The 22,971-nt window shown below is 48.1% G+C and carries 19 protein-coding genes and 1 pseudogene; 11 read left to right on the top strand and 9 right to left on the bottom strand.

Annotated features, from left to right (window positions below):
- Positions 1-25 precede the first annotated feature (25 nt).
- From O3C43_03655 to O3C43_03635, 5 genes are all read right to left on the bottom strand, one after another.
- Complete coding sequence (locus O3C43_03655; GenBank protein ID MDA1065578.1) at positions 26-1,243, bottom strand: Gfo/Idh/MocA family oxidoreductase; 1,218 nt, start codon at positions 1,241-1,243, stop codon at positions 26-28.
- A gap of 24 nt (positions 1,244-1,267) precedes the next feature.
- Positions 1,268-2,812 (bottom strand): sodium/solute symporter, encoded by a 1,545-nt coding sequence (locus tag O3C43_03650; protein MDA1065577.1) that lies wholly within the window; start codon positions 2,810-2,812, stop codon positions 1,268-1,270.
- A gap of 47 nt (positions 2,813-2,859) precedes the next feature.
- Complete coding sequence (locus O3C43_03645) at positions 2,860-3,768, bottom strand: aldo/keto reductase (GenBank protein ID MDA1065576.1); 909 nt, start codon at positions 3,766-3,768, stop codon at positions 2,860-2,862.
- A 268-nt stretch (positions 3,769-4,036) separates the two neighbouring features.
- Complete coding sequence (locus tag O3C43_03640; GenBank protein MDA1065575.1) at positions 4,037-4,960, bottom strand: alpha/beta hydrolase-fold protein; 924 nt, start codon at positions 4,958-4,960, stop codon at positions 4,037-4,039.
- A 197-nt stretch (positions 4,961-5,157) separates the two neighbouring features.
- On the bottom strand, positions 5,158-5,811 hold the full coding sequence (locus tag O3C43_03635; protein MDA1065574.1) for an energy transducer TonB: 654 nt from the start codon (positions 5,809-5,811) through the stop codon (positions 5,158-5,160).
- 323 nt (positions 5,812-6,134) lie between these two features.
- Between O3C43_03635 and O3C43_03630 the strand changes: the two genes are divergently transcribed.
- From O3C43_03630 to O3C43_03610, 5 genes and pseudogenes are all read left to right on the top strand, one after another.
- Complete coding sequence (locus O3C43_03630; protein MDA1065573.1) at positions 6,135-7,337, top strand: redoxin domain-containing protein; 1,203 nt, start codon at positions 6,135-6,137, stop codon at positions 7,335-7,337.
- A gap of 86 nt (positions 7,338-7,423) precedes the next feature.
- Positions 7,424-7,582: pseudogene (locus O3C43_03625) on the top strand (GxxExxY protein).
- 99 nt (positions 7,583-7,681) lie between these two features.
- Positions 7,682-9,136: a sulfatase gene (locus O3C43_03620; GenBank protein ID MDA1065572.1), complete on the top strand. Its 1,455-nt coding sequence runs from the start codon at positions 7,682-7,684 to the stop codon at positions 9,134-9,136.
- A gap of 32 nt (positions 9,137-9,168) precedes the next feature.
- Positions 9,169-10,734 (top strand): sulfatase, encoded by a 1,566-nt coding sequence (locus tag O3C43_03615; protein MDA1065571.1) that lies wholly within the window; start codon positions 9,169-9,171, stop codon positions 10,732-10,734.
- Between the two features lie 7 nt (positions 10,735-10,741).
- The gene (locus O3C43_03610) at positions 10,742-12,115 is read left to right on the top strand and encodes a sulfatase-like hydrolase/transferase (GenBank protein MDA1065570.1); all 1,374 of its coding nucleotides are present in this window, start codon (positions 10,742-10,744) and stop codon (positions 12,113-12,115) included.
- Between the two features lie 305 nt (positions 12,116-12,420).
- Here O3C43_03610 and O3C43_03605 read toward each other — a convergent pair whose 3' ends face one another.
- Positions 12,421-13,341: a GRP family sugar transporter gene (locus tag O3C43_03605; protein MDA1065569.1), complete on the bottom strand. Its 921-nt coding sequence runs from the start codon at positions 13,339-13,341 to the stop codon at positions 12,421-12,423.
- 60 nt (positions 13,342-13,401) lie between these two features.
- Positions 13,402-14,754 (bottom strand): sulfatase-like hydrolase/transferase, encoded by a 1,353-nt coding sequence (locus O3C43_03600; protein MDA1065568.1) that lies wholly within the window; start codon positions 14,752-14,754, stop codon positions 13,402-13,404.
- A 200-nt stretch (positions 14,755-14,954) separates the two neighbouring features.
- Between O3C43_03600 and O3C43_03595 the strand changes: the two genes are divergently transcribed.
- The 4 genes from O3C43_03595 to O3C43_03580 all read left to right on the top strand — a co-directional run bounded on the left by O3C43_03595 (position 14,955) and on the right by O3C43_03580 (position 19,319).
- Complete coding sequence (locus O3C43_03595; GenBank protein MDA1065567.1) at positions 14,955-16,634, top strand: ribulokinase; 1,680 nt, start codon at positions 14,955-14,957, stop codon at positions 16,632-16,634.
- A gap of 558 nt (positions 16,635-17,192) precedes the next feature.
- Positions 17,193-17,927 (top strand): L-ribulose-5-phosphate 4-epimerase AraD, encoded by a 735-nt coding sequence (gene araD / locus O3C43_03590; GenBank protein MDA1065566.1) that lies wholly within the window; start codon positions 17,193-17,195, stop codon positions 17,925-17,927.
- A 134-nt stretch (positions 17,928-18,061) separates the two neighbouring features.
- Positions 18,062-18,442, top strand: a complete 381-nt coding sequence (locus O3C43_03585) for a sulfatase-like hydrolase/transferase (protein ID MDA1065565.1) — start codon at positions 18,062-18,064, stop codon at positions 18,440-18,442.
- Positions 18,429-19,319: a sulfatase-like hydrolase/transferase gene (locus O3C43_03580; GenBank protein MDA1065564.1), complete on the top strand. Its 891-nt coding sequence runs from the start codon at positions 18,429-18,431 to the stop codon at positions 19,317-19,319. Before O3C43_03585 ends, O3C43_03580 begins: the two co-directional genes overlap by 14 nt.
- An 87-nt stretch (positions 19,320-19,406) precedes the next feature.
- On the opposite strand, the gene O3C43_03575 is transcribed toward O3C43_03580, so the two are convergent.
- A complete protein-coding gene (locus tag O3C43_03575) occupies positions 19,407-20,342 on the bottom strand; it encodes a hypothetical protein (protein ID MDA1065563.1) in 936 nt (311 codons plus the stop codon).
- A 135-nt stretch (positions 20,343-20,477) separates the two neighbouring features.
- On the opposite strand from O3C43_03575, the gene O3C43_03570 reads away from it, so the two are divergent.
- Together O3C43_03570 and O3C43_03565 are read left to right on the top strand one after the other, a co-directional pair.
- The gene (locus O3C43_03570) at positions 20,478-20,972 is read left to right on the top strand and encodes a thiamine pyrophosphate-binding protein (protein MDA1065562.1); all 495 of its coding nucleotides are present in this window, start codon (positions 20,478-20,480) and stop codon (positions 20,970-20,972) included.
- A gap of 2 nt (positions 20,973-20,974) precedes the next feature.
- Complete coding sequence (locus tag O3C43_03565) at positions 20,975-21,538, top strand: thiamine pyrophosphate-dependent enzyme (GenBank protein ID MDA1065561.1); 564 nt, start codon at positions 20,975-20,977, stop codon at positions 21,536-21,538.
- Between the two features lie 173 nt (positions 21,539-21,711).
- Here O3C43_03565 and O3C43_03560 read toward each other — a convergent pair whose 3' ends face one another.
- Positions 21,712-22,833 (bottom strand): mannonate dehydratase, encoded by a 1,122-nt coding sequence (locus O3C43_03560; GenBank protein MDA1065560.1) that lies wholly within the window; start codon positions 22,831-22,833, stop codon positions 21,712-21,714.
- Positions 22,834-22,971 lie beyond the last annotated feature (138 nt).

Raw genomic sequence — 22,971 nt, 5'->3', positions numbered from 1 at the left:
CAACCGGTATCTTGACGTTTTTACCCTAAAGAATATCGGTGATGTTATTTTTCTTTAAGAATTCGTCGATAAGAACGGGCTGGCCGGTTGCGATGGATTCCTGAGCGGCACTGGCTACAATTACGGCCCACAGGCCTTGCTCGGCGGTGGCACAGTCGACGTCCTTTCCTTCCAACTGATCCACGAAGGCTTGGTGCTCATAAAAGGTCGCACCGTGGTGCCCGCTTTCTTCGATTAGATTTGGATAGGTGACTTCTGATATTTTAGAAGGACCTTCTTCTCCCAATTCTAGTTCGATGGTACCCTTGGATGGCTGTTGTCGATGGTAGTAGAACTTTTCGCGCGCAATCAGGCGGCCTCTGTCTCCGACGACAATCATCTCTTCTTCGAATTCGGGGCAGAACATGTTCAGTGTGAAATTAGCCCGGATGCCATTTTCATATTCAATAATGGCGTAGGCGTGATCATCGATATCCGAAGCTCGGCCGTCTTTTTTAAAATCCTTAAAGGTCACCGCCTGTCCACCGCTGGCGAAGACACGTTTGGCTTCCGATTGAGCCATCAGGTTGATCAGGTCAAAATAGTGGCAGCACTTCTCGACCAATGTTCCACCCGAGAACTCGCTGAATTTGTTCCATTGTCCGACCTTGTCGAGGAAGGGTGGGCGATACTCGCTCATACTGATCGTTTTGATTTCGCCCAACGATTTTCGCTCCAATGCTTCATGATACGCTTCCACGTATTGGCGCTTATAACGATATTGTAAGCCGATTTGAATGAAGCTGCTGTATTCGTTTACCATCTTCACCATTTTGGCAGCGTGGTCCACGGTGGTCGCCATTGGTTTTTCAACAAAAATGGGCTTGCCGGTTTTAATCACCGTACAAAGCACCTCGTAATGAGTGTAGTTGGGGGTACAGATGAAATACGCGTCTACATCCGGGTCACTACAGGCGGAATCCAGGTCGGCGTAGCGGATGAGTTTGTCGGAAGAGATTTTAGCAAATTCCGTTTCCGCCACATCCAGGCTTCTTTTCTGTGGATCATAGATTCCGTGAATTCTGGCCCGACCCAACAACGTGGTTACTCGCATGTGTTCCTTGCCTATGGTGCCGACGCCGATGATAGCGAATCGGTGGGTCGGGGTCTGCTGGTTATACAAATATTGATCAGCCTCTCCCACGTGTTGTTGGGTTCCATTTGTTTCAAAGTGACGCAGTCTGGGTTTGTAACTTTCGCTCATAATATTGATTTAGATGTTGTCTGATTAATGAAAAATGATGTGAACCGCAGCGAGCGAAAACAACATGCCTATTCCGAATTTTCCTATCAACGGTGTCGCAGGTTCGTAGGTGAGTTTGTCCCTGGTAAAACCTCCCTTGGAGCCCAGGTAAATGACAGTAAATCCAATCAGGATGAGCCACATGGGTCGGACAAAATAATTCATGTCCGGCCAAACGGCTTTGAAGATCAAATTAAGAGGAACGGTTGCAAAAAAAGCAAACAGGGTTAGGCGAGGTTTAGGTGCAACCAGGAATACGGCCGCACAAATCAGAACTACAATCCCTGTATTTATATAATAACGAAGCTCGTTAAGGGTATGTGTGAATGCGGCACCCGTGTCGTTGAGTTTGATGTAGAGGAGGATTATCCCCATAAAAGATCCGGTGATGAAAGAAATCAAAATGGCATTTTTTCCGGCCTGAACGACTTGGTAATCGGTAGCTGACTTGTTGATATAGGGTTTATAAATGTCGATGGACCAAAGCGTAGCCAGGGAGTTGAAGGTTGAATCCACGGTACTCATCATGGAAGCGAAGAGGGCACACAATATAAGACCTTTTAATCCAATCGGAAGGTAGGTGTTTACCAAATAGGGAAAGCCTGAATCAGGATCTTCCAGGGCGTTTTCTCCCAAAATTCCGATCAACGCGATTCCTGGAATGATGACAACTGCGGCCATGAAATACTTCATGACCCCGCCCACCATCAAACCTATTTGAATGTCCTTTAGGCTTCTGGCAGCAAGGGAGCGTTGCACGATCCGTTGGTTCGCACACCAATAGTTAATATTTAAAAGAAAGGCTCCAAAAACATGTATCCAGGGAAGCGTCTTATGATCCGCAGGTAAATGCAGGTGCATTTTATCTCCAGTCTTCACGTAGAGTTGCGACCAGCCTCCCAATTCATGAATGGTAATAAGCATTAAAATTATTCCACCCGAAAGTAAGATGGAAAATTGAACAATATCAGTCCTTACCACGGCACCCAAACCACCCAGATAAGTATAAATCGCTGACAACAATCCCAACCCAAAGATTAAAATAGAAATGCGCGTGAAACGGTCTTCGTGGATAAATGACAGGTAGTCGGCAAATACCAGGTCGGCAGCATAACCTCCCCAGAACAGACTAACCCCCAGGCTTAAGGTTGAAAAAAGAGATATATTGGTGAGGGAATAGATCAGCGCAACTGTGTTGCCAAGCCGGGTTTTTATAAACTGGGTAATCGTAATGACCCGCTCCCGGAAGTACATCGGGACAAAAATAAAGGCCGCCAGGAACAGGCCCTGTATCGCATTGATCTCGAAATTGGCTTGAGCGAGTCCGTAGAGGTAGGCTGATCCAATGTACCCTATCCACTGAAGTCCCTGGACATTCGTGGCAATCGTCGAGAAAGCGATCGAAAACCAGCCCAATTTTCTGGAATTTAAATAGTATTCTTCGACTGTGACATCTTTGGAGGTTTTGCCCCGGATCGCGACCGCAAAAACGATGACAAAGTAGAGGCAAACAATTAAGAAGTCGATCATGGAGTATTAGACTAAGTATACTGATTTAGAAAAATATGTGTTTGAGCTTAGGGAACAGATTGGCCCTTCGCGGCTTCCCACATGGCGTACCAATCCTCCCGCTCCAGATCAATAGTTGCACCTTTGGCTCCGTTGAGAATTCGATCAAGCTTGTTCGTTCCCAAAATGACTGTGGGACGAGATGGAACCGCCAGGATCCAGGCATAAATCAGTGCGTCGATGGTGGCATTGTTGTATTTGGGAGACAACTCCACGACCTTATCCCGAAGTCGTTTCGCCGGGCCTTCCTGATCACGAAACAAGGTTCCACCTCCCAGGGGTGACCAGACCATGGGTCTTATTTTCTTCTGCTGACACTGGGAAAAAATTCCGTCGTAGAGCGGTGCCATTTTAAGCGGACTAAATTCTACCTGGTTTGTCGCGAGCTGGCCTCCAAGGAGAAGGTCGAGCGTTTCGAACTGATGAATTGTATAATTGGATACACCAACATTTTTTACTTTTCCGTCGTCGAGCAGTTGTTGGAGCCCGGTCGCAGTATCCTCAGGATCAGTCAGCCAGTCGGGTCGATGAACGAGGAATAGATCAATGGCATCAATGCCGAGTAATCGTAGCGATTTTTCCGCACAATGGATAAGGTTTTTACCTGTGGCGTTATATTGGGGCAGGTTGGCGTGTGGCTTTTCCGCAGAGGGAACGTCGATCCCCGCTTTGGTCACCACTTTAAGTCCTTCCCGCAGCTTTTGATGACTTTTGAGAACCTTACCCACTGCTTTCTCAACCAGATATCCACCATAAATCTCAGCTGTATCGAGCGTTGTAACACCTTGTTCGAGACAGGCATGAAGACGCTGAGCCAGATCCTCAATGGTGGCCGGTATTTTTTGGTCCAGGATTCGCCAGGTTCCGTAGGCAAAATTCCCGGCATCGTAGCGAAGAGAATTGTTGATTGTATTCATGGTTGATCGTTTTCGACTAGGAGTTTTCCGGCAAATTCCAAAAAAAATATTCTTTGCTGGTTCTGGTATCAATCCTTGGTCTACACATACTTAATGTTTGTCAAACGCTAGAAACAGGTGATTAACAAAAAATCACCTACTCCCATTTCGGCAACTTATTTTGCTTTCCGATAAAAACTCTCGCCTACAATCAGCCGAATCCGACTAGCGTTTTGGGTTAGTGCGAATGGAATTTTTTTACGCAACCGCTTATCCTGTTTGGGTTTTGCTATTGTTTTAAACTTTTTTCGAAAGAGTAGTTCTGAAAAGCAATAATACCGGAATGTAGTCGCACGTAGGCTGTCCCACCGTGCTTTTGATTGGATAAGACAACAAAGTCGTGGGCGAGTCCGATGCGGGTTAGGAATGCGTCGTAAGCCACATTCCCTTCGTAGTTTGAGTCCAAAGCATCACCGACATGGAGATAGAGTTCGACCGGATACGTTTCCTTAAAATGCTTCGCATAGGTTTCTGCATAGGTCCACATGTCATCACCGCGAGAGAACACCAGATTTTCACTCTCCGTTCCTCCAGTGTCTTGTATGCGTTTCTCGGCGGCCGCACCTGAACTTCCCATAACAAGCTGTGAAAATAGCTCCGGATGTCCAAATCCGATTCGCGCGGTTGCACGACCTCCCTGGGAATACCCCTGCAGGGCACGGCCCTTCCTGTCTGCGATGGTTCGGAATGTTTGATCAATTAAGGGGATCAATTCATTAACGAACAAATCTTTGCCCACGGCCTCAGCCCGTCCTGGTACGTTGTAATGGCTTACTGGACCCCCATTATTCAAAACCACAATTGTAGGAATGAGATTCCCATCGTTAATGGCTTCAAGAATATATGGCATCCTGTTCGCAAACCTGGATTCATCTCCCGGTCTTCCGCCGTGGAGCATGTAAATAACCGGATAGCGGTGATTCCGGTTTTCAGGTTGGTCGTAGCCTGGAGGTACGAACACGCAGTAGCCGACTTCCTTGCCAATGACCTTACTTTTATAAGTATGATGGCTGAGGCCAGGTGCTGCATTCAACTCCATTTGAGTCAGCGGATTAATCCAGGAAAACGAAGTTTTGTCCTGTGCGTTTGAAGCAACAGAAAGTAGCTGAAAGCTTAGGATGACCAGGAGAGTGTTTAGGTGGGGAAGTCTCATTGAAGAAGTATCTAGGGTGAGTATTTGATTCTGGAAAAGAATTACCTATTTTGAGTTTCCTTGCCGAGTCTTCTTTTAGTGAATGGAGACTATCCATTCGTCACTCAATTTTTGAGTGTTTGATTCTCCCGTCCTTCCTTCGACTTCCGCGGTCAAGGCAGAGCTGATGGTTCTTCCTTTTTAACTTTACGAAACGATTATCTTCGTATGGCGAATGTCAGTGGAATGCGCACCCGGGTCCTGACTGGTTTGCCATCTTTTTTGCCGGGTTGAAATTTCCAGGTTCGAATGGCCTCCAATGCGGATTCCGAAAAATCAGGATGCGGGGATTCCGCAACGCGTGCACTGCCGACATTGCCTTTTTCATCGACTATAAAGATGAGAAACACGCGTCCCTGGATCGCTGCCCTTTTTAAATGAGCAGGATATTTGGGCACAATTCGGTAAATTGGAACAGGCTTATCATCCAGGTCGGCGACATCAAAAATTAAATCGTCCCCGAAACCGTCGTCAGGCAAAAAGGAACCGACGTTTAAAGTAGTGCCACCCATGCCACCGGAACCTGCGTTTAGTGCCATATTGATTTGGTATAGAGACAATTTGACCATCTCCTTTTCCAATTCGATCTCCTCATCTTCCTCCTTTTCTTTCTCAATTTCCTCTGGCGGTGGTGGAGTAGGGGGAGCTGAAATAGAATATCTGATCAGATCCGGCTGTTCAAGGACCACATCCCGTTCACTCGCCCATTGCATTAACGGCAGGGTTAAAAAGAGGGCTGCAGTGACACCGAACGACCCCAGGTAGGGAATCGCACTTTGGATGATGGTGGGGTTTTCTTTATTTATATTCATAGTTCCACGTTCAATAAGTTCAAATTGACCATGGGGTAACCGGGGCATGAATTAGCAGATACTGGGCCATCCGTGAGTTATACCAGCAATGTTGCGGAAATGTTTCCTAATCGTCACAAAAGGTCTCGGATTTCCTAAAAAGAGGTAGTTGGTTCCCATAATTGCTTAATACCGCTGCTCTAACCCGACCCTCTGAATGAAAATAGACAGGCAAGCTGGATAGGAGCTGTATAAACCCGGGATCTTACGATGCTTGTATGGGTCTCTTTATGGGGTTGAATCCTGAATGAAGCCACCTACCATTCAAAATCTTCTTAATAATAATGAATACCCCAAAAACACACTTCTTTGGTTTTCTGGTTTTAATTGCCAGCGCCAGTATGCTCTTTGCTGTTAGCTCCAATGATTTGCCGGATGGGTTTACCACCTTGAATATTGGCGACCAGGCACCTGGGTTTTCATTGCCTGGTACGGATGGAAAACAGTATAGTTTGGCCGACTTCGGCGGCACGGATATTTTAGTCGTCTACTTTACTGGAACGCATTGTCCGACATCTCATGGAGTGATGGGACGGATGTTGCAATTTGTGGATGACTACAAGGATGAGAGTTTTTCCTTTGTCGCGATTAACCCCAATCATTCGTCCGGTTTGCGGCCCGATGAATTTGGTCACACCGACTATGACGAAACCTTTGAAGACTCCAGGCGTTACGCGGAGGACTATGGCTGGACGTTTCCGTTTTTATTTGATGGCGATAAGCAACTTACCGCTCGGGCCTACGGTTGCCTGGCGACTCCCCATGTTTTGATTTTTGATAAGGACCGAAAGCTCCGCTACAATGGCCGCTTCGACGACTCACGGTACCCCGAACCGGAAACCGTCAAACATCCGGATGCGAGGAATGCGGTTGAAGCCCTCCTGATGGGTAAACCCGTGCCTGTTGAAACGACGCGCCCTCATGGCTGCTCAACCAAGTGGAAAGAGCGCAACGCCCACGTCGTCGAAGAAGAACAACAGTGGCAATCGATTCCGGCAATTATTGAGGAGATTGATGCCGCTGCTGTGGCGGCCTTACGAAAGAATGGTTCCGAAAAAGTGCGATTGATCAATGTCTGGGCTACCTGGTGTGCTCCTTGCGTAGAAGAGTTTCCCGACCTCACTGCTATTGCCCGCAAATTTAGTCGCCGGGAATTTGAGTTGGTAACCATAAGCCTGGATCAACCAAACCAAAAAGAGAAAGCAGAAGAATTTCTTGGAAAGCATCGCGCGATTATGAGCGACAAGTTGCGCAAATCGGTCGAAGCCGAGGGACGTTCCACCAACAATTATATTTATACCGGATCCGGCATCGATGCGTTGGCAGAGGCCCTCGATCCTGATTGGCCTGGTCCGATTCCTTATTCCGTGCTTGTTGATCAGGCGGGGAATGTGCTTTACCGAAAACTCGGGAAGATCGATCCCGACATAGTCCGTGCCGAGATTTTAGATACACTTACACGTCACTACATTCCAGAAGGGGGATGAGTCTCGGAAATCATTGATTTAATTTTAGTCGGGAAAAAAGGTATTGAACCACCCGCTACGCTGGAGAGCGCGGAGATGGGGAGAAGAAAAAAATGTTGGAAGAAAATAAACATGTGAAAGAATTGCTGCCAGTTCACGAAGCACAACTACTGACCTATCTGAAATTGACGAAATGCAGAGTTGGATTGTTGATAAATTATAATGTAAGAGTATTGAAAGATGGAATCAAAAGAATCGTATTGTAAGAGACTCCGTGTCTCAGTGTCCTCCGCCGTGCCGCGGCGTAGCCTTGGCGAAGACTGGTGGTTAACTAATTCTCCTCTAAAACAACTCAAATGATTACTATGCGTAAATTTATTCCACTATGGGTAATGTCCATTTTCTGTCTCCTTGGTGTAGCGGGACTTGAAGCTCAAAAATCAAGATCGCCGAACATTGTTCTGATTCTGACGGATGATCAGGGTTGGGGGGCAACTTCGGTTTTGATGGACAAGGATGTTCCTGCATCGAAGAGCGATTTTATAAAGACACCCCATTTGGAGAAGCTCGCGGATCGAGGTGTGATTTTTTCGCAGGCCTATGCGCCGCACCCCAATTGTTCGCCCACCCGTTATTCCATCCAAACGGGAAAGAGCCCGGCATTGTTGCAAATGAGCGACATTGTTGGTCGTCATAGTGGACCCTTTTTTGAAGGAAACCGAATGATACCTCCTCCTCACGTGAATGATATCGCCGATGAAGAAATCACGATCGCCGAATGGATCAAAAAGCATCGCCCGAATTATGCCACAGCCCACTTTGGCAAGTGGCACATCAATGGCGGGGGTCCTGAGAAACACGGGTATGATGCTAGCACAGGCGAAACATCAAACCGTGAAGGGGAAACGAAGGATCCCAATCCGAAACGTATTTTTTCAATCACCAAAACGGGTAACGAATGGATGGAGAAACAAGTGGCTGCGAAGAAGCCCTTTTTCATGCAACTCTCGCACTATGCAACTCATTTGTCCTACCAGTCCCGCGAATCGACGTTGGATAAAGCCAAAGCCAGAAAACCTGGAGAACGTCACAATAACGCCCTGCATGCGGCCATGGCCGAGGACCTGGATACCGGCGTAGGAATGACCTTGGCAAAGATCAAGGAGCTTGGGATCGAAGATAATACTTATGTGATCTACATCGCGGACAACGGAACGTATCCGGTTATTAGCCCCGGAAATGTGAATGGACCTTTGCATGGCTGGAAAGCGACTACCTGGGAAGGGGCAATTCGGGTTCCTCTTATCATCGCCGGTCCAGGAATTAAGCATGATCGAAAAAAGGATATGGCCGTCGGCTACGACTTGTTTCCAACGATTTGCGATTGGTTGCGTATCAAGTCATTGCCAGAAGGCATAGAAGGTGGGAGTCTAGCAAAGCTGGTATCAAGTGATCCCCATGCGGACGTGGTTCGTCCCAACGATTTCCTTGTATTTCACTTCCCACATTACCAGTTGCAAAAAGGAGGGCAGCCATCGACGTCGCTGCACCAAGGAAATTATAAGCTCATTAAATTCTGGGAGACGGGAGATTACCATCTGTACGATTTGAGCAAGGATCTCGATGAAAGCGAAAACCTTGCCAAGGTCCAATCCAACCGCACGGTGAAGATGAGCCAATTGCTTGATCAATATCTTGCTTCCATTAAAGCAGGCATCCCTACCATAAATACACAGTTTGATCCGGTAAAAGATCCCGGTAAGAAATGGGACGGCATTAAACAGCGATTGATCGACGAACCCTATTTTAATTTAGAATAAGCACTACACCCTAAAATTATACCCTAAAAACTATGAGACTACAGAAATTATTACTTGGAATGGTTGCCTTGGTGAGCCTCCACCTCGGCCTTCAAGCCCAGGATCAACCACCTGTGGTGAGCCCGTCGAACCCAAACATCGTATTTATTTTTACCGACGATCACTGTGAGCAGGCTCTCAGCGCCTACGATCCTACCCGCATTTCAACTCCCCACATGGACCGTTTGGCCAACGAAGGCATGCGCTTTACACGTTGCTATGTGACCAATGCTATTTGCGGCCCCAGCCGGGCAGTTATTCAAACCGGAAAGTATAATCACCTAAACGGATTTTTCCGCAATGGTATTACCTTTAACGGAGACCAGCAGACCTTCCCCAAGCTCCTGCAGAAGGCAGGCTATCAGACTGCGGTGGTGGGCAAGTGGCACTTGGGTTCCACACCTCAGGGTTACGATCACTACGACGTGTTGGTCGGGCAGGGGCCTTACTACAATCCGCCCATGATCACCAAGGATGTAAATGGCGAACCCGTAACCAGGGAAAATACCGGTTACACGACGGACGTCATCACTGACAAAACATTGGACTGGCTGGAGAAGGATCGCAAGCGTGACAAGCCTTTCATGCTGATGTATCAGCACAAAGCACCACACCGCGATTGGAAGCCAGGACCCAAATATCTGAACTGGTTGGATGATGTCACGATCCCTGAGCCGGAAACGCTCTTTGACGATTATTCCGGTCGCACCCAATCGGCTGCCCGTCAGGCGATGGAAATCAAAACGCATATGAATGAGCGCGACCTCAAACTGGAAGCCCGGGGTAATCTGAATGATGAGCAATGGAAGGTTTGGAATGCCGCGTACAAGAAAAAGAACGACGCCTACCTGGCAGCGCTTCCCAATATGACGGAAAAGGAAATCATTCAGTGGAAGTATCAGCGCTATGTGAAAGATTACCTGCGCTGCGTAAAATCCGTGGATGATGGAATTGGTCGTGTTTTAGACTACCTCGATGAAAACGGCCTAACCGAAAACACCGTGGTTATTTATTCATCCGATCAAGGCTGGTTCCTGGGTGAGCACGGATGGTTCGACAAACGATGGATGTACGAAGAATCTCTTAAAACGCCACTTCTGGTTCGCTGGCCAGGTGTGGTTAAAGCGGGCACGGTTCGCGATGAGATCGTTTCCAATTTGGACTATGCTGAAACATTCCTCTCCATTGCAGGCGTAAAGATTCCGAAAGATATGCAGGGCAGCAGCCTTGAGCCGCTCTTCCGCGGAGATAAAGTCAAAGACTGGCGAGATGCATTTTACTACCACTACTATGAAAATCCCGGCGGTCACAACGTGGCTCGTCACTATGGCGTGACCGATGGCCGTTACAAACTCATTCACTATTATCAGCTTGAAGGAGAGGATATCGACGACTGGGAACTCTTCGACCTGGAAAAAGATCCCGAGGAAATGAACTCCGTGTATGGAACTCCTGAGTACGCCCAGATTCAAGGGCAGAAATTAACCCAGCTGAACCAACTGCGGAAGCAATATCAAGTCACGGATGAGGACCCGGTTGTTGAACGTCGTAGAAATTAATCCCAGGATGCGGATTCTAACTGTCCTGATTGTTGCCTGCCTCTTTGGTTCGTTTTTACGGGCTGAGAGGCCTAACATCCTGATCATCTTCACCGACGATCAGGGGTTTTACGATGTGTCCTATTACAACGAAAAGAAGGATATCGAGACTCCGGCGATCGATGCGTTGGCGGAGGCGGGTATGCGGTTTGATAATTTCTATGCGAACTGCCCGGTGTGTTCGCCTTCACGGGCGGCGTTGTTGACGGGACGTCAGCAGGATTTGGTGGGGGTGCCAGGCGTGATTCGGGATAGAGTTGAAAACTCTTGGGGGTATTGGGATCCGAATTCGACTTCGATCGCTACCGTTCTTTCAAAAAATGGATACGACACAGCTTTGGTTGGAAAATGGCACCTGGGATTGGAATCGCCGAATCTTCCGAACGATCGAGGATTCAAATTCTTCAAAGGTTTTATTGGAGACATGATGGATGATTATTATCACCACCGTCGTAACGACCATAATTTCATGCGGAGAAACTTTGTTGAGATCGATCCGGAGGGTCATGCTACAGATCTGTTTTCTCAGTGGGCGGTGGATTACATCGACGAAGCCTCCAAAAACGAGGATCCGTTTTTTCTCTACCTTGCTTACAACGCGCCACACAGTCCGATTCAGCCTCCGGAAGAGTGGGTTGAGAAAGTCAAAAAACGTGAACCAGGTATTGCGGACCTGCGTGCCAGGTTTGTCGCACTGACGGAGCACATGGATTATGGAATTGGGCTGGTTGTTCAGTCGCTTAAAGACAATGGCGTCTATGACGATACGATCATTTTCTTCACCAGTGACAATGGAGGATCTCTTCGCTTCGGATCGGATAACGGTCCGTTACGCGATCAGAAGGGAACGGTTTACGAAGGGGGTCTGCGAGTCCCGGCGGCCGTGGTTTGGAATAAAACGATACAGTCAGGATCGGTAAGTAATCACACCGCGATGACGATGGATATTTTTCCAACCATCATGGACGTGTGCGGAATTGAATGGGATGGCCCCCTCGATGGAGTCAGCTTTGCCCCTGTTCTGACTGGCGGTGCGGTCGACGTTTCTGAACGTGCCATGATTTTTTCGCGAAGAGAAGGTGGACTAGCTTACAACGGGAAAACCATCGAGGCGATTCGCATTGGTGACTTCAAACTTGTCCACAATTCTCCCTACGAACCCTACGAGATGTACAATATCGCCAAAGATCCTTACGAAAAGAACAACCTTCTCGAAGGAAAGTCTCAGAATGAGTATTCGAAAGTTCCGCACTTCACTGAATTGCGATCCAGATTGGCCTTACATTTCCAGCAGCGCGGACGTGTGCCGTGGCAGGGACCTCGGGAAGGGGTCAAACCTTGAATCGATTGACTCGGCAAGCTGCGTCAAGATTGCAAGGTATGACCCCGACGGACGATATTGGCTCTAAATTTCCAACAACGGGGAAGTGTGCCCTGGCAGGGGCCGAGGTGAGTGAGGTAGGGCTATCGCGTCCTCGCGATGCCGAAATCGGATTGTCAACAACGGCGCGACGGAGAAAGACTCGCTGCACCGATGATTGTATTACTTTTTGACGGCATTACTGGAAGCAAATACCGATAGTATCTTCGAGTCGCGATTAAAATTGCTCCTACAAAATAAAAGCTATTCAAAAAAAAGCACTGTGTTTAACCTATCCCTTTCTTGAGATTCCCAAGAATCACCCCGCCGGTTGTGGCCACGGCAACTCCTATGAGTGTCCATTTCGCCGCTTTGGTTCCGGGAGCGGGCTCTCGAAAATAGAAAATGCCGATGAGGACGGCGACGGCTACGCAGAGCTGAGCAATGGTGAATCCTTTACCCAAACCAATTTCCTGTACCATGAGCAGCATGGAGAAATTTCCGATGGACCAGAGGATACCTGTAAGTAGAACGAGTCCATAGTCTGTACGGCTTTTGCAACGTGGACGTTTGCGCCCCCAGAGAACTAAAACCGTACTACCGACAAACATGCCAACTGCCATGGGAAATGCGGTTACCCAGTCATTTGCTTCTGCGTTTTGCCGGGCAAGGTAAGTCGTTGGTATGAAATAGGTGCCCCAAAGTACACCTGCTGCGACAGCTCCTGCAAATCCCGACTTTATCTTCCTGGAGGGTTTTGAGTTCTCATTGGATTTGCCGGAAAAAACGATGAGCAAGATCCCGGCAATAATCATTAGGATGGATGTGACAGAAAGTAGAATCTCCAGAGGTCCGGATTTTAAAAATTCACCGAACAGGATCATTCCCCAGGCGATTCCGACCAGTATGTTTAGAGGAGCCCAGGTGCCAATCGCCTTGGCCATTCCGATATTGGCCAAGGCAACGAACGCGCACATGCCAGCCACCGCCCAGATAACTCCGCCTAAGAAAGGTAAAATAAATAAGTCGAAAGTGAGTTTGTTCGGTCCGACCAATAGCAATGCAATAGTTGCGAGAAACAAATTTCCAACCGCCACATAAAAAGACCGGGTCTGAGGGTTTGGAAGTTCTACCTTTTCAGAAGGCGTTATCCAAAGTCCCCAGGTTATAACGGTGATGATTGCATAGAGAAGGCCCAAGGAGGTCATTTGGGGGAATGTTGATAGGAGGGTGGAAGGTTACAAATCAATCTGATACCAGTGCCTGAGTTACTCTTCTATCTCTTTTTCGAACAGTTTTCGTTGGCCGGTGAGGGTTCGATCATTTTCGATAATGGTTGGTTCCTCTTCTCCGGCTTTCTGCATTTCAGCGAGTAGCTTTTTTCTGAGGTGATCGCAGAGGGGGCCGTGAGATTGAAAGGCTATCAGGTTCTGTAGTTCGTATGGGTCGGATTTTAAATCGTATAAATAATTTTCCGTGTAAGTATCGGCACAGGATTCGGTTTCGCCATTTTTATCCAAAGCGACAATTCCGTATTTCCATCGTTTGGTCCGGATGGCACGACCGATTTGCGATTCACTGATTTGAATAAAAGCACAATTCTCCCAATCTTCCGAAGATCCTCTTAAGCGCGGCATCAAGGAACGACCCGGCATTAGGTCCGGAGGCTCTATTCCGGAGGCGTCCAATAGGGTGGGGACCAGATCGATCAAACTCACTACTTCCTGGCGACGTCCGCCCATCTCAAAACCCGGTCCGGAAAATGCGGTGGGCACGCGAACCGAGGATTCATGACCGGAACGTTTGTATTCAGAATTCCGGGTTTTAAAATGACATCCGTGATCCGAGGTATAGAGGATGATAGTGTCATCGGTGAGATCCAGGCTCTTTAGAGCATCGTTCATGCGTCCTAGCGCTTCATCCAGACGCTTGATCATCCCAAGGTAACCACCCAGGTGTTGCCCCGTGCTTCCTCCCAGCTGTTGAAGGTCGGGTGGCGTCCATTTTCCTGTGTAGGGTTCGCGGTATCCATCCGGGGGTGGGTAGTCATCCACATGATTCTGGTGGTGTGGTTCCAGGTAGGATACAAAAAGAAAGAAGGGTTTTTTGTTGTCCTTATTCTTGTCGATGTAGCGTATAACTGCATCGGTTTGAGCATCCACCCTGTATCCGGGTAATTTTACCTTTTGATCCTCCTCGTCAAACAGAACGCAGTCGTAGGCATCGGAAACAAATTCAAGAACGTTCGCGGCCAGCCAGTATTCATAACCGCCGCGCTCGTGCTTCGGCACGGCGCCTTCAGTGGTCCCCAGGTGCCACTTTCCGATGTAGCCAGTGGTGTATCCGGCTTCCTTATAATATTCGGCGAGGGTCTTTAACTCAGGATTTAGAGGAATGCCATTTCGCCAGCTTCCGGTTTGCGTCGCGTAGAGACCGGTTTGTAAACAAGACCTGGCCGGGCCGCACACAGGTTGGCAGGTAATACTGGCATCAATATGGGTGCCGTTGTCTGCCATGCGGTCAAAGTTGGGAGTCAGGTTAAGTGGATTCCCGTGCGCACCGGTAGTATCCCAGCGCTGCTGGTCGGTGAAAAATACAATAACGTTCGGTTGTTTGGACATAAATTTATAGAGAAAGAGTCAGAATGTAAGTTTATCGGACTGGAGAGATTCAATCACTCAAAATACTTCCTACAAAGATTAAAACCATATTTTTTTACGCGTTTCATGGAATCGTCTTTTTTTGCTGCCATCGGCAACTGCCCTTAAGTAATCTCCGGTTTTTATTTTCCTGACCCTATTTAAAACACAAGAAATTCTCCATGGCCTATACTATCGGAATTGATTATGGAACCAACTCGGTTCGTAGTATCGTTGTTCGCTGTGCTGATGGTGCCGAAATTGGTACTTCAGTATTTAACTATCCAAGCGGTGAGCTGGGTATCCTTTTGGATCCCTCTGACCACAACCTCGCACGGCAACATCCGGGAGATTATGTGGTCGGCATTGAGTCCAGTATTGTTGAAGCCATTGCATTAGCTAAACAGGCCGATCCGGATTTTTCTTCCGACAAGGTTATTGGCCTCGGCGTTGATTCCACGGGTTCGAGTCCGATTCCGGTGGATGAATATAACGGAGCCCTGGCGATGCAGGACACCTGGAAAGGAAACCTGAATGCTCAGTGCTGGTTGTGGAAAGATCACACGAGTGTAAAAGAGGCGGCGACGATTACAGGGCTGGCTCGCGAGCATCGTCCTCAATATGTCGCCAAGTGTGGTAATACTTACTCGTCCGAGTGGTTTTGGTCGAAGATCTGGCATTGCCTGAACGTGGATCCGGAATTGTTCGATGCCGCCTACAGTTGGGTGGAATTGTGCGATTGGATTCCTGCGATTTTGGCCGGAGTGACTGATCCAATCGCCGTAAAGCGAGGTGTCTGCGCGGCTGGCCATAAAGCCTTTTATGCAGATGATTGGGGAGGACTGCCGGACAAAGAATTCTTGAACATGCTCGATCCGAAGTTGGCCGACTTGAAAGACCGACTCTATGAAAAGGCATACGATGCTTCCGAGGTAGCTGGTCACCTTTGCGAAGAGTGGTCTGACAAACTGGGTTTGACTGTCGGTATACCCATCGCCATTGGAGAATTTGACGTTCATTACGGAGCGATCGGCGCAGGTGTGGACGAAGGAACTTTGGTTAAAGTCATCGGCACTTCCACCTGTGATTGTGGGGTTGTAAAAGCCGACAAGGAAATTGCGGACGTCCCTGGCATCTGCGGTATTGTGAAGGGAGCGATCCTTCCTGGGTATTTTGGAGTAGAAGCAGGGCAGTCCGCGGTAGGTGATATTTTTGCCTGGTACGTGGAGCGCGTTTTGAAGGGAGGAGTCGAAACCCACACACGGCTAACCGAAGAAGCTTCTCATTTAAAGCCAGGTGAGAGTGGTCTGCTTGCACTTGATTGGAATAATGGCAATCGCACTATTCTCGTCGATCCTCTACTTTCCGGATTGTTACTCGGTCAAACCTTGCACACGTCGCAGGCGGAGATTTATCGCGCTTTGATTGAGGCGACTGCCTTTGGAGCCCGTTCGATTCTTGAGCGTCTGGATGAATATGGCGTGCCCGTGAACCGCGTAGTTTGCGCTGGGGGAATTGCGGAAAAGAATCCGATGCTCATGCAAATCTATGCGGACATTACCGGGCGTGAGATGTTGATCTCCGGTTCTTCTCAGACCTGTGCCTTGGGATCAGCCGTGAGTGCAGCGGTCGTCGCCGGTTCTGCCAAGGGCGGATACGACGATTTTCAATCTGCCCAGGCGGCCATGACCCGTCTCAAGGACGTATCTTACAAACCGAATTCCGCGTCGCAAGTTGTGTACAATGAGTTGTATGCGGAGTATAAAAAATTGCATGACGCCTTTGGTGGTGTGAGTGGCGTTGATCTTGGTGGTGTGATGAAGCGTTTGCTCGAGATAAAGGAAACAGCCCGAAAGGGATAATTTTGATGTGTGGATCGATTTCTAAAAAGCAATTGATTTCTTTATTTTATGACCTTTTCGAAAATCATTGTTAACAAAATCATGATTACAGAATCATATTTTCGAAAATATTACACCTAGACTATTAAACAGCGAATATTTAAACTTTAGGGCATCCATGAGTTTACTCGACTTTAGTCATCAGAATATCTGCTTCGTAACTGGAAGTCAGCACCTCTACGGCCCGGATGCTCTGGCTAAGGTGGGTTCAAACTCGAAGATCTTGCCGAGATTGCTGGTATCGAGTTTTTCCTTATTGATGACTCAACCTCGATTCGAGCCTTTAAAAAAGAGATTCGCTTCAATGAGGTTTATCACCATGCTTCTCACGGATTCGCACAGGTTGATGATAGATTACTCAGATTTTATACTAATTAAAGTAACCACAAAAAGCACAGGATACACAAAAGGAAGAGGATAGATCTAATATCGGAAGGGTACTGAGGCAAAATCTCGGTGGGTTTTGCGCCTTTTGCGCTTTCTGTGGTTCCAACAAACTCATTTTTACTATCTTTATTTATGAACGATAATTTTTTAGCGCTTCGTGAAGAATGCTGCGAAGCCAATAAACAACTTCCCAAACTGGGCATTGTAGATCTTACCTTCGGCAATGTAAGCGTCGGGGATCCTGAGCAGGGTGCTGTGGCAATTAAGCCGAGTGGTGTTCCTTATGAATCGCTGACGCCCGATGATATCTGTGTGATGGATTTCAACGCCAAGCCCGATGACCATTTTGTATTAGATCTGGAAGTGGCAAAGCTTTACGGTTCACTTAGGCCCAGCTCGGACACGCCGACTCACCTCAGGCTGTTCCAGGCCTTTCCTCATGTTCGCGCGGTCGTGCACACGCATTCGCGAAACGCAACGGCCTTTGCCCAGGCGGGCAGAAGTATCCCATGTATGGGTACCACTCATGCTGACTATTTTTACGGTGATGTTCCGGTAACGCGTCGCATGACTCCAGATGAAGTCAGTCGTCACTATGAGTGGGAAACGGGAAACCTAATTGTCGAAACTTTCGAGGACCTCAATCCCGAGCAGATCAACGCGGTGCTCCTCAACGGCCATGCACCGTTTGTCTGGGGAACCTCAGGTGCCAAAGCAGTGGAAACCGCCTTTGCCCTGGAAGTTATTGCAGAGATGACCTTCAAAAATCTCTTGCTTAATCCGGAGTCCAATTCCCTGTCCGAACACCAGCTCGACAAGCACTACCTCCGCAAGCACGGCAAAGGTGCTTACTATGGGCAGAAGTAATTTTGGAGTAGATACGCTCTGATCATTCACAAAAAGCTGGCTCTCCGGGTCAGCTTTTTGTGAGAACTTTATCAGGTTCACTTTCCAGGTGAATTGACAGACTCCGTACCGGTTTGTAAAGGTATGCGTTGTTCATGTCCGTATCGCGTCGACATTTTATTACTTCAACCGCTTCGCTCGGTGCTTTGGCTTTGACGCAAAAGGCTTTTCCTCAAATCGCAAAGCGTGGTGGACGAACCGATAAGCCCAACATCCTCTTTATTTGGACGGACCAACAGCGTTTCGATACCTTGGCGGCCTATGGAAATCATCGGATCCATGCACCCCATCTGAATCGCCTGGCGAGTGAGAGTACGGTGTTTGAAAGATCCTATGTAACTCAACCAATATGCACGCCGTCGCGCAGCTCAGTTTTGACGGGATTGTGGCCCACCCAAACCGGCTGTATTGATAATAATATCCCGTTATCCGAATCGATCGCTACCCAGCCGAAGCTGTTGGATGATTCAGATTAAAGATGAGCCCTTCATGCTCCATGTAAATTTTCTGGAGCCGCACGATCCGAACTTCGGGCCTTTGAACGGATATTATCCGGAAGATGAAGTAAATCTACCAAAAAACTGGAATGACTATCCAGACGCCAGTGAACCGCTCCGTTATCACTTTCTTCGATTGTTCGCCTCCTTGGATCGTGGTATCACCCAAGCCGACATTCGTCGGGAAACGTCCCGTTATTGGGGATTGGTAACCATGGTTGATGTCGCGGTGGGTGGAATCTTGTCGGAGCTGGAAAGAAACGGATTGGATGAAAATACCATCGTCGTTTACACGAGCGATCATGGTGAGATGATGGGCAGTCATGGATTATACTATAAAAGTGTCATGTATGAGGAAGCTGCCAGGGTGCCCTGTCTCATCCGGTACCCAAATCGAGGTTTCTCCAAGCGAAGGATTTCGAATCCGGTAAGCCACATCGACCTGACTCCGACTGTTTTGGATTTGGCTGGCAAGGCGGATCATGCTGAACCGTTGCCGGGAAAAAGCTACACACGTTACTTGGAAGGTAGCTCGAAACCCGAACCCGTATTTCTCCAATGGCATGCTCATCCTTCGGGACGCTATAACACTTTGATGAAAGAAGGAATCATAACGGCTGAGGAAGCGGAAAAAGCTGTCAACGTAAATACCCGGGCCGTCGTTAGCCCGGAAGGCTACAAGTTGTGCTTAAGCGACAAGGATAAATCCCAGCTTTATGATCTAAATAAAGATCCCGGTGAAACTCAGAATGTGTATTCGCAGCGCGATTATGCTTCCCGGGTTTCAAGCATGACCCGCGAGTTGGAATCCTGGCAGGAAAGTATCGAAGATCCAATAGAGGTTCAGGGAACCTGAAGAGGGAAGGCTGAAAGCTAAGGGTAGAAAGCTGAAATAGTTGGATAACTCTGAATAGAGGATATTTCCGCGGCTATTTTCTGTTCACTAGAAACTCCTTATGAGGTGAAAAGGGTTTGAAGCGTCCTTTCTGACTTCTACTTGAAGTGGTGCTTCCAATCCACCGGCGGTTACTTGAACTCGTGTGATTCTATCACCCGCCGTCGGGAACGGGTGATCCTCGATCCACTTGTGACCGTCACCGTGAATCAAAAGTATCGGCTTGGCAAAGTCTGTCTCTTTGTCGAGATACTCAATCACAGGTCCGAAGGCGTGAATCTTTAGTTCAAACGTTCCTCCGACTTTTGCCCCCGGATTAGCGTGGGTAAATATGACGGCAGCATTGCAATCTCGTGAATGACGTTTAAACTGGGTCTCAATCCATTGTCGGTCGTCTTCTATTCTGCTTTCCCATTCCTTCCAATCGTGCACTTTTCCGCCTACCATATTGATGCCGATAAATAGTGTTCCTTGGATAACGAACGAAAAATTTTCTTGCCGATTCGATTGTCGAACCACGCCCAGTTCGTTTGGCCAATGTTCGTCGAAGCGAGTGAAGTTAGCCTCCCAAAGTTTCCAGGCCTCCTCTGGATTCTGGCAATCGTTCCATTCGTTGTCTCCTGGAATGATGAAAGTAGGATGTTTGTTCGTGCGTAGAATGCCGGCTACCGTTTTGTAGACGCCTGGTTCACAAGGTGGAATTCCTTTTTTAATGTCTCCCACGTGCATCACAAAGGACAACGAATCGTTCTGGTTCAAATCAGCAATTTGTTGTTTCAGGATGATTTCTTCTGCGCGAATTTCATCCGGTGTGAGTCCGTAGGGCACATCACCCATTACGGCAAAGGTCAGATCCGGAGCGCCGGTTGGAGTTTCCTTTATCTGTGGTTGGCTTTGATCGCAGCCGGTCAAACCTCCCAGAAGGATGGTAGCCAGAATCGAGATGAAAAATACGAAAGTTCGGGGACGGTTCTTAAGGGCCATGGTAATTCTTTAGGGTTATAACAGGTTGTTGTTGAATGTATGATTGCGCAAAATAATACCGTCAACTCATCTCAGTGATTCTTATGTGATCACTTATCTGGACCTGTATCTTGTTTTATGCATAGCTAAGATTTAATGATAAGTTCTTCCAAAATTCATCGAGCATTGAAGGATCAGGGTGTCACTCACGTGGTTGGATTGTCCGACAACCTTTGTCGCGTGCTTTTTCAAAAGATACAAGCCGACGATGAGATTGAGATAGTCCATGTAAGTCGGGAAGGGGAGGCTTTTGCGATTGCCGCAGGTCTTCAGCTTGGAGGAAAGAAGCCGTTGGTGCTTATTCAAAACACCGGTCTATTGGAAGCAGGGGATGCATTTCGTGGGTGCTCCTGGAACATGCGGATTCCTCAGGTGATGCTAATAGGATATCGTGGATTTAAGACCTTGGCTCCAGGTGTTGAGAATAGGGATTCGGTGGCGGAGTTCACCGAACCTACTTTGAATGCCTGGCGAATTCCGTATAAGATTATGTTGGATGATGAAGACGTGACGATGATTGGTCGTGCGTTCAAGATCGCCGAATCAACCTCGATGCCCACCGCCATTTTAATTGCTGAAACCACCGTCTGAATATGCTGAACAAATATACTTGTCTGGAAAAGTTGGCGGCTCGTCGGAAGAAAGAGCTTTTTATCACCTGCATGGGAACAGCAAAGCCGTGGGAAAAATTGTCCGATACCGATCTCGACTTTGCTTCTGTCGATAGTGCCATGAGTCATGCCGCGGACTTTGCCCTTGGTATCGCCATTGCAAAACCAGAGCTACGGGTAATCACTCTGAATGGTGATGGGAGTATGGTAATGTGTCTTGGAACCTTTATCACTTTGGCGCAGCGGCCTTGTGAAAATTATGCCATGATCATTGTTGAAAATGGCACTTATGAGGTGACGGGGAATCAGAAAGTGCCCGGTGTTGGTATCATGGATTTTGAAGCGATGGCTCGTGGAGCCGGATTGGAAAAGGTATACACGATCGATAACGAGGAAGCTTTCGAAGAAATCTTACCGAAGCTGTTTGAAGAGCCCGGTCCATTGGTTTGCGTCCTTAAGGTAGAACCTGCGGAAGAAGGTGTTCCCAAGTTTGACAAAACCTTGGCTGAGCGGACGGACCGTCTGCGAAAAGCGCTTAATTCCTAGTGTGGGTCGCCAAACGTCTTGTAACTTATATTTCGCCGACCATCAAGGAGGGGGTCAAACCTTGTTTCGAGACGAAGTCGACACGCGAAGCCATCAGTTGACTCCGCAAGCTACGTCAAGATTCCAAGGAATGACCCCGACGTCGAATGTTTTGCTTTTTATGGCGGGCTACACTAGCTGCTCGCTTCGGCTTCTGCGTTTACTGCCTTGATAAGCGCCCCGAGGTAACCATAGCAAAATGCAAAGCCTTGGCTGCCGTCCGGATCATCCGGGTGATTCGGGACGTGATCGGGCATAATCATGTATTTGTATTGAACGTCTCTTAATGAGCGCATGACTTTTAAGAAATCCATGTCGCCATTATCTGGGTACACTTCCTGGAAGTTGCCCCATCCTCCCTTGATGTTTCGCATGTGGATGTTAAAGATCTGGTTGCGATCTCCTGCGTAGCGAATGAGTTCATGGATTTCCTTGTCAGGATTCTCCATCCCTTCCGCGCAGGATCCCAGGCATAAGTTAAATCCATGCGAGGGGCTTTTCGACAAGTTGGCAAACCGCTTGATGCCTTCCAGGATGTTGGGGCTGTTCCAGCGTGTGATGCCCTTGAACCCGACCGGGAGTGGTGGATCGGCAATGTGATTGCCCAGCTGCACGTGATACTCCTCTGCCACGGGAAGCACTTTACTCAGGAAGTATTCAATGCGTTCGAAAATCGTGTCGGAATCGACCAGCCCTGCCCGCGTCAGGATTTTGCTTTCCTTCATTCCCACTGAAGCGTCCCAGCTCGAGTAGGTGACGCCTCCGCGACCGGGTGTGCGTTCGGTACGAACCACAGGTAGAATAGTTGTGTTATAAAGGACCGCTCGAACACCCGCCTGACCTGTTACCGAAATCATTTGTTGAATCATTTCAATCTCCCGATCCCGTTCGGGACTGTTCCCCAACATGATATTAGGGACAGTGACCCTGTCGATTCCTGCTGAGCTGAGTGGCAGGTGGTAGGCTTCGATCGAAATACCGTAGTCGGCGGCCATCTGTTTTTGTCTCAGGGCGTCTTGTAGATCCCAGCCTACGCCTTCGATCAGCGCAGGTGAATTTCCGTCAATGTGAAACACTCCATGCCGGGCTTTAAACTCCAGCTCCTTTTTTGTCACCGATCCTCTCTGGCAACCGACATGCATAAGAGCCGGTTTTATGGCCTTGGTTTCGGATTTCTTCGAACAGGCTACGGATGAACCCGAGATGGCCGCTGCTGCGCCTGCTGATAATAGTTTAGCGAATGTTCTTCGTTTCATATGGGGTATTAAGGGTTTTGATTCGATGTAATCAGAGTTATTCGGAAGTGCAATCCCTCTCTAAATGAATCGTAACTACTCAGGTAGCTCCACCGTGGCGCTACCATTGACTGTAAAGTAGTCTACCCCCCGAGTGCA

This window comes from Verrucomicrobiota bacterium, assembly GCA_027622555.1.
Classification (GTDB): domain Bacteria; phylum Verrucomicrobiota; class Verrucomicrobiia; order Opitutales; family UBA2995; genus UBA2995.
The sequence above is the reverse complement of the archived record's forward strand: the minus strand, read 5'-3'. Positions and strand labels throughout refer to the sequence as shown.